The sequence below is a fragment of the Streptomyces sp. C1-1 genome (genome assembly GCF_050214755.1).
Classification (GTDB): Bacteria; Actinomycetota; Actinomycetes; order Streptomycetales; family Streptomycetaceae; genus Streptomyces.
Map to the genome: position 1 here is coordinate 3776329 of NZ_CP189826.1, position 14699 is coordinate 3791027.

Genomic DNA, 14699 nt, shown 5'->3' on the forward strand with positions numbered 1-14699 from the left:
TCAGGATTCTTCGGGGACCGTCCCGCCGGGTTCCCCTCGGGGCTCGGCGACACCGGGGACGTACGCCTCGCACTCGGGGTTGCGGCAGGGGCCCGGCGTCCACACCGGGACCCAGGCGCCGAGCGTCTTGTGCCGCTTGACGACGGTCTCCACGGGCTGTCCACAGACGGGACAGACCCGGTCCGAGCGGTCCATGCCCTCAGGGTAGGCCGGTCACCGCTTGCGCGCAGGGCCCTGGATCGCGGTGTCCCGCTGGGTTTCTCAGGGGGTGCGGGGTTCGCGCCACATCGGCCACATGGTGGGGCCGTCGGGAAGGGCGAGGGGGGCGCGGGCGGGCTCGAAGCCGAGGCGCTCGTACAGGGCGCGGCTGCGGGCGCTGCTCGCCTCCAGGTAGGCGGGGAGGTCCTCGCGGTCGCAGCGGTCGAGGACGTGCCGGATCAGCGCGGTGCCCAGGCCCTCGCCCTGCCGCCGGGGCTGCACGCCGATCATCCACAGGTACTCGTGGGCGCGGCCCGCGGGATGGATGTCCGCCGTCAGCCGGCCGATCAGTTCGACGCGCTCGTTGTCCGGGTCGACCGCGGCCCGCAGCTGCTGCGCGCCGTCGTCGTCGGGGTCGTGCGCCTCGGCGGGCACCGGCAGCCACAGCGCGCACGCGCTGCCGTCCTCGGTGACGTCGATCCGCCCCTCGGCGAGCACGATCCCGGTGAAGGCGGCCATCAGCCTGTGGTGCGTCGTACGGCGGTACTCGTCGCCCGGGAAGACCCAGCCGCTGACCGGATCGTCCTGGAAGGCCTCGTCCAGCAGCCGGACGACCATGTCGCGGTCGCCCTCGTCCGCCGTCCGGATCGCCACACCCATGTGCCGTCCCTCCGTCTCAACCGACCTTGATCGCACGGGGGTTGAGCCTATCCGGAAGGCGGGCGGACGACAGGGGCAAAATGCGACGCGGGCAGACAGGACGTGGAGGATGACGGGGCCCGCACACCGTGGGGATGTGCGGGACCCGTCGGCCGGGGTCCTCGGCGGCCGTACGGGGTCAGGAGCCGTACGGCCGGGCCGGTGGGGCCCCGGGGTCTTCGGGCGGCCCGGTCAGCCGGTGCGCCGCGTCACGAACTCCGCCAGCGCCAGCAGCCCGCCCGCCGCCTCCGGGTCGGGGACCGCGCGGGACAGCTCGTCCATCGCACGGGCCATCCGGTCGGCGGCCTCGTCCTGCGCCCAGTCCCGCCCGCCGGCCCGCTCGACGGCGAGGGCGGTGAGCGCCACGTCCTCCTTCTCGTACGGCGCCGCGTACAGTTCGGCCAGTTCGGCGGCCGCCGGTGTGCCCGAGGTCAGCGCGGCGACCACCGGCAGCGACTTCTTGCGGGCGGCCAGGTCGGCACCGGCCGGTTTGCCGGTGCGGTGCGGGTCGCCCCATATGCCGATGACGTCGTCGATGAGCTGGAAGGCCAGCCCGGCCTGGCGGCCGAACGCGTCCAGCGCCTCGACGTGCTCCTGCTCGGCGCCCGCGTACAGCGCGCCGAGCGCACAGGCGCACCCCAGCAGCGCGCCCGTCTTGGCCTCGGCCATGGTCAGCACCTCGTCGAGGCGGACCTCGCCGGGCCGGCGCCGCTCCAGTGCCGTGTCCGCGTGCTGCCCGGCGCACAGTTCGACGACGCAGGCCGCGAGCCGGGCCGCGGCCGCGGCGGCCGCCGGGTGCGGGTCCTCGGCGAGCAGTCCGAGGGCCAGCGCCTGCAGGGCGTCCCCGGCGAGGATGGCGTCGGCGTCACCGAACACCGTCCAGGCGGTGGGCCGGTGGCGGCGGGTGGTGTCGCGGTCCATCACGTCGTCGTGCAGCAGCGTGAAGTTGTGCACCAGTTCCACCGCGGCCGCCGCCCTTACGGCCGCCGCGGCCGCCGCCGGTCCGCCGAGCGCGGTGGCCGCGGTGAGGACGAGCGCGGGGCGTATCGCCTTGCCGGCGTTGTCGGCCGACGGTGTCCCGTCGGCCCGCTCCCAGCCGAAGTGGTAGAGCGCGATCCGGCGCATGGAGCCGGGCAACGAGTCGATGGCGGCGTGTAGTTCGGGGTCGACCGACGCCCGGGTGCGCTCCAGGATCACCGTCGCCTCGTGGCCGTCGAGCGGCGGCGGTCCCGCGGCGCGGTACCGCACCGCCGTGGCACGGTCTCCCCCGTCGTCGGAGCGATGCTGAGTCTCCGCCACGGACTCGGCGGTCATGGGCTCCTCCTCGGTCGGTCCGCGGACGGCGGCGTCTGCGCTCCGGCCGGGCGCATACGACCGAGGTCTACCCGTCCGGCCGGGCGGGGACACTGCTTCCAGGTGGCGAAACGTCACCTCCAGCGGCCGATCTCGACGTTCTCCAGGACGCCGAGCGCGTCCGGGACGAGGACCGCGGCCGAGTAGTAGGCCGTCACCAGGTACTTGATGACAGCCTGTTCGTTGATGCCCATGAAGCGCACGGACAGGCTCGGCTCGATCTCGTCCGGGATGCCGGCCTGCTGCAGGCCGACGACGCCCTGCTCGGCCTCGCCGGTACGCATGGCGATGATCGAGCTGGTCCGCGCCTCGGTGACGGGGATCTTGTTGCACGGGTAGATGGGCACACCCCGCCAGGTGGGGATGCGGTTGCCGCCCACCTCGATGGTCTCCGGGACCAGTCCGCGCTTGTTGAACTCGCGGCCGATCGCGGAGATCGCGCGCGGGTGCGCCAGCATGAACTTGGTGCCGCGGCGCCGGCTGAGCAGTTCGTCCAGGTCGTCGGGGCTGGGCACCCCGTCGTGCGGCTGCAGCCGCTGGTCGTACTCGCAGTTGTTCAGCAGCCCGAACTCCCGGTTGTTGACCAGCTCGTGTTCCTGGCGCTCCTTCAACGCCTCCACGGTCAGCCTCAGTTGCTGCTCGGTCTGGTTCATCGGCTGGTTGTAGAGGTCGGCCACGCGCGTGTGGATGCGCAGCACGGTCTGGGCGACGCTCAGTTCGTACTCGCGGGGCCGGGCCTCGTAGTCGACGAAGGTGTGCGGGATGTCCGGCTCGCCGGAGTGGCCGGCGGCGAGCTCGATCGCCTTCTCGCCGTACTTGTTGGTGTCCTGCTCGGGGACCGCGCGCTGCCGCCGGAGGTGTTCGCGCAGGGACTCGGCGCGCTCCGCGACCTGCTCGACGTCCTGCCGGGACAGGATCAGCACCGTGCAGGCGGTGGCCGCGCGGGCCGTGTACTCCCAGATGGCGTCCGGGTCCAGCAGGGCGGCCTCACCCAGGTAGGAGCCGTCGCCGAGCACGCCGAGGACCGCGTCGTCACCGTAGGGGCCCGTGCCGACCTTCTCCACCCTGCCGTGCGCCAGCAGGTAGACCTTGTCGGCCTGGCCGCCGAAGGAGGCGATCACCGACCCGGGCGCGTACTCCTGCTGCCGGCAGCGCTGGGCGAGCTCGGACAGCACCTCCTCGTCCTCGTAGGAGCGCAGCGCGGGCAGCTCGCCCAGTTCGGCGGGGATGACCTCGACCCGGTCGCCCGTCTTCACGAACGTGATGCGGCCGTCCCCCACGGCGTAGGTCAGTCGCCGGTTCACCCGGTACGTGCCGCCCTGCACGTTCACCCACGGCAGCATGCGCAGCAGCCAGCGGGAGCTGATCTCCTGCATCTGCGGCGCGGACTTGGTCGTGGTGGCCAGGTTCCGCGCGGCGGCGGTGCCGAGACTCTGCTGCGGCCTGCCCTGCTCCGTACGGACCTCTTCGCCTACCGACATATGAGAATTGCCCTCCCGGTCATGGACGGCGGTCGAACCGCACCGCCCATCGCGATCTGCGTTGACCAGCCTTCCATCACGGAGCGTGTCGGTGCTATTACCCGAAAGAGCGGGAATGGATCACCGGCGGTCTGGGCAGAACCGCGGTTCGCGTACAGCGGGCCGGGAGTGCCGCGTGTCCGAAAAGCACCCCCTCGGCGCGAGCACGATGTGTAACCACCCGTGCACTGTCGGTAAAAGAAGCGGCATGAGGAGGCCGCAACCGGCGGCCGTCAGCACGGCACGAAGGAGGCGGTCATGGCCTCACCCATGTCCGCGGGCAGTTTTCTCGACGCTCTCCGGGCGGAGGGCGTCACCGTCGTCGAGGTCGGCGACTGGGCGCATCACAACCGCAACCACAAGGGCCCGTGGGGGCCGGTCCACGGCGTGATGATCCACCACACGGCGTCGAGCGGCAGCGAGCGGACGGTGGAGATCTGCCGGGACGGCTACGCGGGCCTGCCCGGCCCGCTGTGCCACGGCGTGATCACCAAGGACGGCACCGTCCACCTGGTCGGCTACGGCCGCGCCAACCACGCGGGTCTCGGCGACGACGACGTGCTGCGCGCGGTGATCGCCGAGAAGGCGCTGCCGCCGGACAACGAGGCCGACACGGACGGCAACCGGTACTTCTACGGCTTCGAGTGCGAGAACCTGGGCGACGGCGAGGACCCCTGGCCGCAGGCGCAGTTGGAGGCCATCGAGAAGGCGGCGGCCGCGGTGTGCCGGCATCACGGGTGGACGGAGCGGTCGGTGATCGGGCACCGGGAGTGGCAGCCGGGGAAGGTGGATCCGAAGGGGTTCACCATGGCCTGGATGAGGGAGCGGATCCGGGAGCGCCTGAAGTGACACCCCAGGTCACAATGGTGGAGTGACCGGCCTCGACACCCTGCGCCCCCGCCTCCCCTCCCCGCTGCAGGAGCTGTCGGACCCACGCTTCGCCCGCCACGGCCTGCGCCTCCTCCTCAAGCGCGACGACCTCATCCACCCGGACCTGGTCGGCAACAAGTGGCGCAAGCTCGCGCCCAACCTTCGCGCCGCGGCAGGCCGGACGCTGGTCACCTTCGGCGGGGCCTACTCCAACCACCTGCGGGCCACGGCCGCGGCCGGCCGCCTCCTCGGGTCGGCGACCGTCGGCGTGGTCCGCGGCGAGGAGCTCGCCGGCCGGCCCCTCAACCCGTCCCTGGCCCGGTGCGCGGCCGACGGCATGCGGCTGCACTTCGTCGACCGGTCGACCTACCGCCGCAAGGCCGAGCCGGACACCCTCGCGCGCGTGCTGCGCGCGGCCGGCGCGCAGGAGGCGTACGTCGTGCCGGAGGGCGGCAGCAACGCGGCGGCCGTACGCGGCTGCCGGGCCCTGGGCGAGGAGCTGGGTGGTCACGCCGACGTCGTCGGCATCGCCTGCGGAACCGGCGGCACGCTGGCCGGACTCGCCGCCGGACTCGCGCCGGGCCGACGGGCCCTCGGCATACCGGTCCTTCGGGGCGGCTTCCTGAGGGCCGACATAGGGCGGCTCCAGGAGGAGGCCTTCGGCGGCCCACGCGGCACCTGGCACCTCGACGACCGCTTCCACTTCGGCGGCTACGCGCGCGTGCCCGCCGGACTCGATGCCTTCGCCGAGGACTTCGAGCAGCGTCACTCGGTGCCGGTGGAGCGGCTGTATGTCGCCAAGTTGCTGTACGGACTTGTCGCCCTGGCCGAGGAGGGGGCGTTCGCGCGCGGGACGACCGTGGCGGCCGTGGTGACGGGGCGGCCCTTCCCTCAGGCGCCGCCCACCGACCAGGCGCCGCCCACGGACTAGGCGCCGTCCACCGCCTCCCGGTAGGCCGCCGCCTCCTCCAGGTCCAGCCGGCGCAGCAGTGTCCGCAGCATCTCGTCGTCGATGTAGCGGCCGTCGCGGAGGCGGACGAACATGGCGCGCTCGGCGCCGATCATCTCGCGCGACAGGCGGCGGTAGGTGTCGTCGACGGACTCGCCCGTGACCGGGTTGGTCTGGCCTAGGCGTTCCCAGACGGCGTTGCGGCGGCGCTCCAGGCTCTGGCGGAGGCGGTCGGCGAGGGGCGGCGGAAGGCTGTTGCGCTCGTCGGTGAGGAGTTCGTCGAGGCGCTGCTCGGCGACCCGGGAGGCCTGGGCCTGGGCGTTGGCCTCGGCGAGGGTCTCGGCCTGGGCGTCCCGGCCGGGGAATTTGAGCAGGCGGATCACCGGGGCCAGCGTGAGGCCCTGTACGACCAGGGTGCCGATGACGGTGGTGAAGGTCAGGAAGAGGATGAGGTTGCGCTGCGGGAACGGTTCGCCGCCGTGCACGGTGAGCGGGATCGAGAAGGCGATGGCCAGCGAGACCACGCCCCGCATGGCGGCCCAGGAGGTGACGATCGGCCCTCTCCAGGTGGGGTTGTCCTCGCGTTCCCTGATCCGCGCCGACAGCATGCGGGGCACGAACGTCCCGGGGTAGACCCAGACGAACCGGGCCGCGACGACCACCAGGAACAGGGCGATCGCGTACCAGGCGGCGTCCACGCCCTTGTACTCCCCGAGCCCCCTGAGCACCACCGGCAGCTGCAGTCCGATGAGCGCGAAGACGGCCGACTCCAGGACGAACGCGACCACCTTCCACACCGCCTCCTCCTGGAGCCGGGTGGCGAAGTCGACCTCCCACGCGCGGTGCCCGATGTAGAGGGCGACGACCACGACCGCGAGGACACCGGAGGCGTGCACCTGCTCGGCGACGGCGTAGGCGACGAACGGGATCAGCAGGGACATGGTGTTCTGGAGCAGGGCCTCCTTCACGTGCGTGCGCAGCCAGTGGATCGGCAGCATCAGCACCAGGCCGACCGCGACACCGCCGACCGCCGCCAGCAGGAACTCGCCGATCCCGCCGATCCAGGAGGCGCCCTCGCCGACGGCGGCCGCGACGGCGACCCGGTAGGCGGTGATCGCGGTGGCGTCGTTCAGCAGGGACTCGCCCTGCAGGATCGTGGTGATCCGGGACGGCAGTCCGACCCGGCGGGCGACCGCGGCCGCGGCGACCGCGTCCGTCGGCGCCACCACGGCGCCCAGCGCCAGTGCCGCGGGCAGGGGCAGGCCGGGCACGATCTGGTAGGCGGCCCAGCCGACGACGAAGGTCGCGAAGAGCACGTATCCGACCGACAGCAGGGCCACCGGCCGTATCGAGGCCCGCAGATCGAGGTACGAGCTCTCGACGCCCTCCTTGTGCAGCAGCGGGGGCAGCACCAGCGGCAGCACGATCTCGGGGTCGAGGGTGTAGTCCGGCATGCCCGGGATGCCCGACACCACCAGCCCCACGGCGACGAGCACCAGGGGCGCGGGCACCGGGGTCCGCCGGGCCGCCGCCGCGACCGCGGTGCTGCCCGCCACCAGCAGCAGCAGTGGCATCACGTCCATGGCCCTCGCCCGCCCTCGTTCATCGTCTTCCGCCCGCCCTCGATTTTCCGCGCGACCATCCGCGCGGCCGTCGTAACCTGGCAATCATGAAACAGTGCACGCACGCCGACGCGCTGCCGCACCCGGAACCCGAGCCGCTGAGCGAGACGTGTCCGGAGTGTCTGCGGGACGGCACGCACCCGGTGCAGCTCCGGCTGTGCCTCACCTGCGGCCACGTCGGCTGCTGCGACTCCTCGCCCGGCCGGCACGCCACGGAGCACCACAAGGACTCCGACCACCCGATCATGCGGACGTTCGAGCCGGGGGAGAACTGGCGTTGGTGCTTCGTGGACCACGTTCTCGTGTGACCCTGGAGGGCCGGGGACGGGCAACGATCCGGACGGTTCGACCGTCTGACGTCTGGGTACGTCAACCCGGCGCGCGTTCTTCCCAATTGGAGCCGCAGACCTCTAGACACGGAGCGTATCCACAGTTTTACTGTGAGTGACGGCAAGGGGTTGGGGTCCTGGGGACAGGAAAGTTGAGAGCGCGATAGCGTCACCGCTGAAGCACATGTCGCGTTACCCCGAGGGGCGACCCTCGGCCCTGTAAAGCTTGTACCACCATGGAGGTGAGGGTGTCCCAGATCGCAGGCGAGCCCGCGACCCAGGACTTCGTGGAAGTCCGGCTGCCGGCCGCGGGTGCCTACCTGTCGGTGCTGCGTACGGCCACGGCCGGTCTCGCGGCCCGTTTGGACTTCACCCTCGACGAGATCGAGGACCTGCGCATCGCGGTGGACGAGGCCTGCGCGATCCTGCTCCAGCAGGCCGTGCCCGGCTCGGTGCTCAGCTGTGTCTTCCGGCTCGTCGACGACTCTCTCGAGGTCACCGTCTCGGCCCCGACCACGGACGGTCACGCCCCCTCGCGGGACACCTTCGCCTGGACCGTCCTGTCCGCTCTCGCGGGCAAGGTCTCCTCCGCCGTGGACGAGGACAAAACCGTTTCGATCAGCCTCTACAAACAGCGCGGCGCGGGACCCGGGCCGGCGTGAGGACAGGGGACGGGCCGGTGCGTGACGAAGAGCGCGGCACAAGGGAGCTGCCGGCCGACGGCACGGGTGGGTCCCGCAGCACGGGCGACGCAGTCGAGGGCATGGCGGGCATTCCCGAGCAGGCCCGGCCGCACCCGGAGGACACCTCCCTCGCGGCCGGCTTCCTGGACGACGGGCAGTGGGATCGGGAAGGTGTCGCGCCGGGTACGCCCGCGGACGGACCGACGGGGATCTCCCCGGCCCGCCCGGCGGCGAGGGCTCGGCGAAGGACAACGGGCGGGACGATGAGCGAGCACGAGCGAGACGACCAGCAGGACGCGCAGAGCGTGCCGCGGGCCACACAGCACGACGCACAGGACCGCAGCGGGGCGCGCGCCATGTTCGTCGAACTGCGGGGGCTGGAGGACGGCAGCCCGGAGTACGCGGAGCTGCGCAACCGGCTGGTCCGGATGCACCTGCCGCTCGTCGAGCACCTCGCGCGCCGCTTCCGCAATCGCGGCGAGCCGCTGGACGACCTCACCCAGGTCGCCACCATCGGCCTGATCAAGTCGGTCGACCGCTTCGACCCGGACCGCGGCGTGGAGTTCTCCACGTACGCGACACCGACGGTCGTCGGCGAGATCAAGCGTCACTTCCGCGACAAGGGCTGGGCGGTCCGCGTGCCGCGCCGCCTGCAGGAACTGCGCCTGGCGCTGACCACGGCGACCGCGGAGCTCTCCCAGCAGCACGGCCGCTCCCCCACGGTGCACGAGCTCGCCGAGAAGCTCGCCATCTCGGAGGAGGAGGTCCTGGAGGGCCTGGAGTCCGCCAACGCGTACTCCACGCTGTCCCTGGACGTCCCCGACACCGACGACGAGTCCCCGGCGGTCGCGGACACCCTCGGCGCGGAGGACGAGGCGCTGGAGGGCGTCGAGTACCGCGAGTCCCTCAAGCCGCTGCTGGAGGACCTGCCGCCCCGCGAGAAGCGGATCCTTCTCCTGCGCTTCTTCGGCAACATGACCCAGTCGCAGATCGCGCAGGAGGTCGGCATCTCACAGATGCACGTCTCGCGCCTGCTGGCCCGCACACTGGCCCAGCTGCGGGAGAAGCTCCTGGTGGAGGAGTAGGCCGACGACCGCTACGGCGTCGTGGGACTACCGCCCGCCGTCCTGTGTGCGGCCCGGACCCTTGATCCCGAGGGCCTGGGTCGTCGCGGGATTGACCAGCAGCACCAGGGAGGCGACGGCGACGGCCGCCAGCGCGATCCCCGCCGGAACGGCCACGCTGTCGGCCTGCAGCAGGCTGTACGCCACCGGCAGCGCCATGATCTGCGTGATGACGGCCGGGCCCCGGCTCCAGCTCCTGCGCTTCAGCAGCCCGCGGGCGGCCAGCAGCGGCAGCAGGGCGAGGACGATCAGGGTGATGCCGCCGGTGACGGCGGAGCCGCGGTCGTCCGGGGCACCCGCCAGACCCTCCACGAGCATCCAGACACCGCCGGCGACCAGTGCCAGCCCCTCCAGCGCGGCGAGCGCGGCCGCGTAGGTCAGGCGGCGCGGGCGGGGGCCGCTGTCTTCCTCGGTGGCGGGGGTCTGCTCAGTGGTCACCTCTGAAGGGTAGCCCCGGGGACGCGGGCCCCCTCGGCGAGGTCGAGACGCCACCCGTGGTGAGCCTCACGCCCCGGCCTCTTACCTGATCCACACCTCGCCCTGTGCCCGGTACCACCCAGTAGGTACGCTGCAACCCATGCGTGCACTTCTCGTGGTCAACCCGGCAGCCACCACCACAAGCGCACGTAGGCGCGATGTCCTCATCCACGCCCTCGCGAGCGAGATGAAGCTCGAAGTCGTCACGACCGAGTACCGCGGCCACGCGCGCGACCTCGGCCGGCAGGCCGCGGAGAGCGACGACATCGACCTCGTGGTCTCCCTCGGCGGCGACGGCACGGTCAACGAGGTGGTCAACGGCCTGCTGCACGCCGGCCCCAACCCGGACGGGCTCCCCCGCCTCGCCGTGGTCCCCGGCGGCTCCACCAATGTCTTCGCCCGCGCGCTGGGGCTGCCCAACGACGCCGTCGACGCGACCGGCGCGCTGCTGGACGCGCTGCGCGAGGGCAGCGAGCGCACGGTCGGCATGGGCCTCGCTGCGGGCACGCCGGGCACCGAGGACGAGGCGGTGCCCGCCCGCTGGTTCACCTTCTGCGCGGGGCTCGGCTTCGACGCGGGCGTGGTGGGCCGGGTGGAACAGCAGCGCGAACAGGGCAGGAAGTCCACGCACGCCCTTTACCTGCGCCAGGTGGTACGGCAGTACCTGCAGGAGCCGAACAAGCGGCACGGCACGATCACCCTGGAGCGGCCCGGTGAAGATCCGGTGACCGATCTGGTGCTCTCCATAATCTGCAACACCTCGCCATGGACGTATCTGGGTAATCGTCCGGTGTACGCGGCACCTAAGGCCTCGTTCGATACCGGGCTCGACGTACTCGGTCTCAGCCGTATGTCCACGGTCGCGGTTGCCCGGTATGCCACACAGTTGCTCACTTCGTCCGCCGACCGCGGACCCCACGGCCGGCACGTGGCAACCCTGCATGACCTGGACCGGTTCACCTTGCATTCGAAGGTGCCTCTGCCCCTTCAGATGGACGGCGACCACCTCGGACTGCGTACCAGCGTGACGTTCACAGGCGTACGCCGTGCACTGCGTGTGATTGTGTGAGCAGAAGGGGCTAAAGTCCTTTCACTCGAACGTTTAGGCCAGGGTCCACCCCATGGAAGTACGGCTGTGACCTAGTCGACACCGAGGAATCAAAAAAAACTTTCCAGAAGGGGTTGTATCCGCCGCTGAGGTTTGCGAGTCTCTACGTGGCGATCGGGACAGCCCGCAACACCGGCATCCACAGATCACCGGAACCCCTCTTCAATTCACAGGACCCGCGCCAGGGAACTGGCGGTAGGCCCTTCACTTGTTGAGGGATTCGTGAAAGCGTTCACATTCACAAGCAACTTGCACGTAATACCAAGGAGAGGTAGCAGCCATGGACTGGCGTCACAACGCCGTTTGCCGCGAGGAAGACCCCGAGCTCTTCTTCCCCATCGGCAACACCGGTCCTGCGCTGCTGCAGATCGAGGAAGCCAAGGCCGTCTGCCGTCGCTGCCCCGTCATGGATCAGTGTCTGCAGTGGGCGCTCGAGTCCGGTCAGGACTCCGGCGTCTGGGGTGGTCTCAGCGAGGACGAGCGTCGCGCGATGAAGCGCCGTGCCGCCCGCAACCGGGCCCGTCAGGCCTCCGCCTGACCCACCCGCCCCACAAAGCCTGAGCTTGGCGGCGCGTACAGCGAGTACGCATCTCCCGCCCCCGAGCCGCAGCGCGCAGTACCCCCGATGCGCAGCACAAGCTGGCAACGAGCATTCGAGCCCCGGACCCGGGAATGGGTCCGGGGCTTCTTGCTGCCTACTTGCCGGCCCGCACCGGCACGTCGAGGATGACCCGGGTGCCCCGCTCGGGAGCCGGGACCATGTCGAACGTACCGCCCAACTCCCCTTCGACCAGCGTCCGTACGATCTGCAGGCCGAGGTTGCCCGCGGTGTGCGGGTCGAAGCCCTCGGGCAGGCCGACGCCGTCGTCCTGGACGGTGACCAGCAGGCGGGTCTCCTTCGTGGTGCCGCCGCGGACGGCCGAGACCTCGACCGTGCCGGTGTCGCCCTCGCGGAAACCGTGCTCGAGGGCGTTCTGCAGGATCTCCGTGAGCACCATGGACAGCGGGGTGGCGACCTCCGCGTCCAGGATGCCGAACCGGCCCGTGCGCCGGCCGGTGACCTTGCCCGGCGAGATCTCCGCGACCATGGCCAGCACGCGGTCGGCGATCTCGTCGAACTCCACGCGCTCGTCCAGGTTCTGAGACAGCGTCTCGTGCACGATCGCGATGGAGCCGACCCGGCGCACCGCCTCCTCCAGCGCCTCGCGGCCGCGCTCTGAGTCGATGCGCCGGGCCTGGAGGCGAAGGAGGGCGGCGACCGTCTGGAGGTTGTTCTTCACCCGGTGGTGGATCTCCCGGATGGTCGCGTCCTTGGTGATCAACTCGCGTTCGCGGCGGCGCAGTTCGGTGACGTCCCGGAGCAGGACGAGTGAACCGATGCGGGTGCCCTTGGGTTTGAGCGGGATCGCGCGGAACTGGATGACCCCGTCGTGCGCCTCGATCTCGAACTCGCGCGGCGCCCAGCCGCTGGCCACCTTGGACAGCGCCTCGTCCACCGGGCCGCGCGTCGGGGCGAGTTCGGCGGTGGTCCTGCCGAGGTGCTGGCCGACGAGGTCGGAGGCGAGGCCCATGCGGTGGTACGCGGACAGCGCGTTCGGCGAGGCGTACTGGACGATGCCGTCCGCGTCGAGCCGGATCAGGCCGTCGCCGACGCGCGGGGCGGCGTCCATGTCCATCTGCTGGTTGGCGAAGGGGAAGGCGCCGGCCGCGATCATCTGCGCGAGGTCCGAGGCGCTCTGGAGGTAGGTCAGCTCCAGGCGGCTCGGGGTGCGCACGGTCAGCAGGTTGGTGTTGCGGGCGATGACGCCGAGGACGCGCCCCTCTCGTCGTACCGGGATCGACTCGACCCGGACCGGGACCTCCTCGCGCCACTCCGGATCGCCCTCGCGCACGATCCGGCCCTCGTCCAGGGCCGCGTCCAGCATGGGGCGGCGGCCGCGCGGGACGAGGTGGCCGACCATGTCGTCCTGGTAGGAGGTGGGGCCGGTGTTGGGCCGCATCTGGGCCACGGACACGTACCGGGTGCCGTCGCTGGTGGGGACCCACAGGACGAGGTCGGCGAAGGAGAGGTCGGAGAGCAGCTGCCACTCCGAGACCAGCAGATGGAGCCACTCGAGGTCGGAGTCGTCGAGGGCGGTGTGCTGGCGGACCAGTTCGTTCATGGAGGGCACATGTGCGAGCGTACCTGGCGGTATGTGTGGCTTAGAAACACCCGCGGGCCGCGGCGCCTGGGAGGGACCCTCAACCCTCCCGGCACCGCAGCCCGGAGCAGTATCGGCCGCGGGGTGTGCGGTCCCGGTGTCGGCCGAAGGTTGAGGAGCCGGGGCAGTCAGGGCAGAGAGCTCCGGTTCCTCGGTCCGCCTTCCTGTGCGGGGAAGACGGAAGCCTGTTCGTGCTGCTGCGCACTGTTTCAATTGTGGACTAGACCACTCGGGGTGTCCATGCGTTGGAGCCTGTTCGTTGTTGTTATTTCCCGACCGGCTCCAACCAGTCGCCGCCCCGACATCCATCACGCAGCCTAACCCGTGTGGGTTCATGCGCGGGGCCAGTTGGCCATGGCAATTTCCGCGGCGGCCGGGCTCAGTGGGTCTCGGTGACCTTCGCCAGGGCGCGGGGCGCGTCCGGGTCCTGACCGCGCGCGATGGTGACCTCGTAGGCCAGCAGCTGCAGGGGGATGATCTCCAGGATCGGCTGGACCTCCTCGGCGACACCCTCGGTGGGCAGGACGAAGCCGGCCGAGGCCTGTTCGACCTGGTGGGCGGGGCCGACGACGAAGAGGTCGGCCCCCCGCCCGCGCAGCCGGTCGAGGACGGGCTGGAGGGCCTCGCCGCCCTTGCCGTCGGTGACCACCGCGATCACCGGGGAGACGTTGTCGACCATGGCGAGCGGGCCGTGCAGGAGGTCGGCGCCGGAGTAGGAGAGAGCGGGGATGTAGCTGGTCTCCATCAGTTTCAGAGCGGCTTCCTTGGCCGTGGGATAGCCGTAGCCGCGGGAGGTGATGACCATGCGTTCGGCGAAGCGGTATCGGGCGGCGAGGGCGCGGACCTCGTCCTGGCGGGCGAGCAGTTGCTCGGCGAGGTCGGGCAGCGGCTTCGCGGCGGCGCCGTCGCCGCCGCGCAGGCCTTCGACGAAGAGGTAGAGGGCGAGCAGGGTGGCCGTGTAGGTCTTGGTCGCGGGGAGGGCCTTCTCCGGTCCGGCCATGACGTCGACGTGGTACTCGGAGACACCGGCCAGCGGGGAGTCGGGGTTGTTGGTGACGGCGAGGGTGATCGCGCCGGCCTCGCGGGCGGCCCTGGTCGAGGCGACCAGGTCCGGAGAGCCGCCGGACTGGCTGACGGTGATCACCAGGACGTCGGTGAGGTCCGGGCGGGCGCCGTAGGCCGTGGTGGTCGACATCGAGGTGAGACCGCAGGGCAGGCCGAGGCGGATCTCGAGCAGGTACTTGGCGTAGAGGGCGGCGTTGTCGGAGGTGCCGCGGGCGGTCAGCAGGACGAAGCGGGGGCGGCGGGCGGCGATCGCCTGGGCCACCTGCCGGACGGCGGGGGCGCCCTCGTCCAGGAGGCGGCGCAGCACGGCCGGCTGCTCGGCCATCTCCCGGGCCATGGTCCGGCCCGGGGCGTCGGTCCGGGGCTCAGGTGTCGTGGCGGTCATGGTCGGTTCCTCCTGGCTCGGTCCGCGGGGCAGCACCCATTCCACTCCCCCGGGGCGAATGATGCCCGTCCTGGGGGTGGAATCGGAGTGCCTCGGCTCCCCTGGGCCCCAGGGGC

The 14699-nt window shown here is 71.4% G+C and carries 15 protein-coding genes; 7 read left to right on the forward strand and 8 right to left on the reverse strand.

The genetic code is table 11. The annotated features are described in order from the left end of the window. From ACQF4J_RS17025 to ACQF4J_RS17040, 4 genes are all read right to left on the reverse strand, one after another. Positions 1-195 carry a hypothetical protein gene (locus ACQF4J_RS17025; RefSeq protein ID WP_351561137.1) on the reverse strand — a complete coding sequence of 65 codons (195 nt, stop codon included), beginning with the start codon at positions 193-195 and terminating at the stop codon, positions 1-3. A 66-nt stretch (positions 196-261) separates the two neighbouring features. Continuing rightward, positions 262-858 carry a GNAT family N-acetyltransferase gene (locus ACQF4J_RS17030; RefSeq protein WP_427166015.1) on the reverse strand — a complete coding sequence of 199 codons (597 nt, stop codon included), beginning with the start codon at positions 856-858 and terminating at the stop codon, positions 262-264. A gap of 231 nt (positions 859-1089) precedes the next feature. After that, positions 1090-2211, reverse strand: coding sequence for a family 2 encapsulin nanocompartment cargo protein polyprenyl transferase (locus tag ACQF4J_RS17035; RefSeq protein WP_351561133.1), 1122 nt, complete (start codon positions 2209-2211; stop codon positions 1090-1092). A 113-nt stretch (positions 2212-2324) separates the two neighbouring features. Further along, on the reverse strand, positions 2325-3731 hold the full coding sequence (locus ACQF4J_RS17040) for a family 2B encapsulin nanocompartment shell protein (RefSeq protein ID WP_351561131.1): 1407 nt from the start codon (positions 3729-3731) through the stop codon (positions 2325-2327). A gap of 297 nt (positions 3732-4028) precedes the next feature. Here ACQF4J_RS17040 and ACQF4J_RS17045 point away from each other — a divergent pair, with 297 nt between their 5' ends. Together ACQF4J_RS17045 and ACQF4J_RS17050 are read left to right on the forward strand one after the other, a co-directional pair. After that, positions 4029-4619 (forward strand): N-acetylmuramoyl-L-alanine amidase, encoded by a 591-nt coding sequence (locus ACQF4J_RS17045; protein ID WP_351561129.1) that lies wholly within the window; start codon positions 4029-4031, stop codon positions 4617-4619. Positions 4620-4641: 22 nt separating this feature from the next. After that, positions 4642-5571, forward strand: a complete 930-nt coding sequence (locus ACQF4J_RS17050; RefSeq protein WP_427166018.1) for a 1-aminocyclopropane-1-carboxylate deaminase/D-cysteine desulfhydrase — start codon at positions 4642-4644, stop codon at positions 5569-5571. On the opposite strand, the gene ACQF4J_RS17055 is transcribed toward ACQF4J_RS17050, so the two are convergent. Next, complete coding sequence (locus tag ACQF4J_RS17055; RefSeq protein ID WP_351561125.1) at positions 5568-7172, reverse strand: Na+/H+ antiporter; 1605 nt, start codon at positions 7170-7172, stop codon at positions 5568-5570. The two genes, ACQF4J_RS17050 and ACQF4J_RS17055, sit on opposite strands and share 4 nt — an antisense overlap. Before the next feature lie 86 nt (positions 7173-7258). On the opposite strand from ACQF4J_RS17055, the gene ACQF4J_RS17060 reads away from it, so the two are divergent. The 3 genes from ACQF4J_RS17060 to ACQF4J_RS17070 all read left to right on the forward strand — a co-directional run bounded on the left by ACQF4J_RS17060 (position 7259) and on the right by ACQF4J_RS17070 (position 9308). Then, complete coding sequence (locus tag ACQF4J_RS17060; protein ID WP_142142397.1) at positions 7259-7519, forward strand: UBP-type zinc finger domain-containing protein; 261 nt, start codon at positions 7259-7261, stop codon at positions 7517-7519. A 269-nt stretch (positions 7520-7788) separates the two neighbouring features. Next, entirely contained in the window at positions 7789-8202 is a 414-nt protein-coding gene (locus tag ACQF4J_RS17065) for an anti-sigma regulatory factor (protein WP_004925829.1), read from the forward strand. Then, positions 8199-9308: an RNA polymerase sigma factor SigF gene (locus ACQF4J_RS17070; protein ID WP_351561123.1), complete on the forward strand. Its 1110-nt coding sequence runs from the start codon at positions 8199-8201 to the stop codon at positions 9306-9308. The genes ACQF4J_RS17065 and ACQF4J_RS17070 overlap by 4 nt, the downstream gene beginning before the upstream one ends. Positions 9309-9335: 27 nt before the next feature. Here ACQF4J_RS17070 and ACQF4J_RS17075 read toward each other — a convergent pair whose 3' ends face one another. Continuing rightward, complete coding sequence (locus ACQF4J_RS17075; RefSeq protein WP_351561121.1) at positions 9336-9785, reverse strand: hypothetical protein; 450 nt, start codon at positions 9783-9785, stop codon at positions 9336-9338. Positions 9786-9924: 139 nt separating this feature from the next. On the opposite strand from ACQF4J_RS17075, the gene ACQF4J_RS17080 reads away from it, so the two are divergent. Together ACQF4J_RS17080 and ACQF4J_RS17085 are read left to right on the forward strand one after the other, a co-directional pair. Continuing rightward, entirely contained in the window at positions 9925-10893 is a 969-nt protein-coding gene (locus tag ACQF4J_RS17080; RefSeq protein WP_351561119.1) for a diacylglycerol/lipid kinase family protein, read from the forward strand. A 319-nt stretch (positions 10894-11212) separates the two neighbouring features. Beyond that, positions 11213-11470 (forward strand): WhiB family transcriptional regulator, encoded by a 258-nt coding sequence (locus ACQF4J_RS17085; protein WP_006142322.1) that lies wholly within the window; start codon positions 11213-11215, stop codon positions 11468-11470. A gap of 157 nt (positions 11471-11627) precedes the next feature. Here ACQF4J_RS17085 and ACQF4J_RS17090 read toward each other — a convergent pair whose 3' ends face one another. Together ACQF4J_RS17090 and ACQF4J_RS17095 are read right to left on the reverse strand one after the other, a co-directional pair. Further along, positions 11628-13103 carry a sensor histidine kinase gene (locus ACQF4J_RS17090; RefSeq protein WP_351561117.1) on the reverse strand — a complete coding sequence of 492 codons (1476 nt, stop codon included), beginning with the start codon at positions 13101-13103 and terminating at the stop codon, positions 11628-11630. A gap of 409 nt (positions 13104-13512) precedes the next feature. After that, the gene (locus tag ACQF4J_RS17095; RefSeq protein WP_351800552.1) at positions 13513-14583 is read right to left on the reverse strand and encodes an SIS domain-containing protein; all 1071 of its coding nucleotides are present in this window, start codon (positions 14581-14583) and stop codon (positions 13513-13515) included. Positions 14584-14699 lie beyond the last annotated feature (116 nt).

What these genes read in the sequence shown, in the direction of transcription:
- ACQF4J_RS17085 (WP_006142322.1), top strand. Translation starts at nt 11,213, where the DNA reads ATGGACTGGCGTCACAACGCCGTTTGCCGCGAGGAAGACCCCGAGCTC.
- ACQF4J_RS17040 (WP_351561131.1), bottom strand. Translation starts at nt 3,731, where the DNA reads ATGTCGGTAGGCGAAGAGGTCCGTACGGAGCAGGGCAGGCCGCAGCAG.
- ACQF4J_RS17080 (WP_351561119.1), top strand. Translation starts at nt 9,925, where the DNA reads ATGCGTGCACTTCTCGTGGTCAACCCGGCAGCCACCACCACAAGCGCA.
- ACQF4J_RS17035 (WP_351561133.1), bottom strand. Translation starts at nt 2,211, where the DNA reads ATGACCGCCGAGTCCGTGGCGGAGACTCAGCATCGCTCCGACGACGGG.
- ACQF4J_RS17045 (WP_351561129.1), top strand. Translation starts at nt 4,029, where the DNA reads ATGGCCTCACCCATGTCCGCGGGCAGTTTTCTCGACGCTCTCCGGGCG.
- ACQF4J_RS17060 (WP_142142397.1), top strand. Translation starts at nt 7,259, where the DNA reads ATGAAACAGTGCACGCACGCCGACGCGCTGCCGCACCCGGAACCCGAG.
- ACQF4J_RS17025 (WP_351561137.1), bottom strand. Translation starts at nt 195, where the DNA reads ATGGACCGCTCGGACCGGGTCTGTCCCGTCTGTGGACAGCCCGTGGAG.
- ACQF4J_RS17095 (WP_351800552.1), bottom strand. Translation starts at nt 14,583, where the DNA reads ATGACCGCCACGACACCTGAGCCCCGGACCGACGCCCCGGGCCGGACC.
- ACQF4J_RS17055 (WP_351561125.1), bottom strand. Translation starts at nt 7,172, where the DNA reads ATGGACGTGATGCCACTGCTGCTGCTGGTGGCGGGCAGCACCGCGGTC.
- ACQF4J_RS17030 (WP_427166015.1), bottom strand. Translation starts at nt 858, where the DNA reads ATGGGTGTGGCGATCCGGACGGCGGACGAGGGCGACCGCGACATGGTC.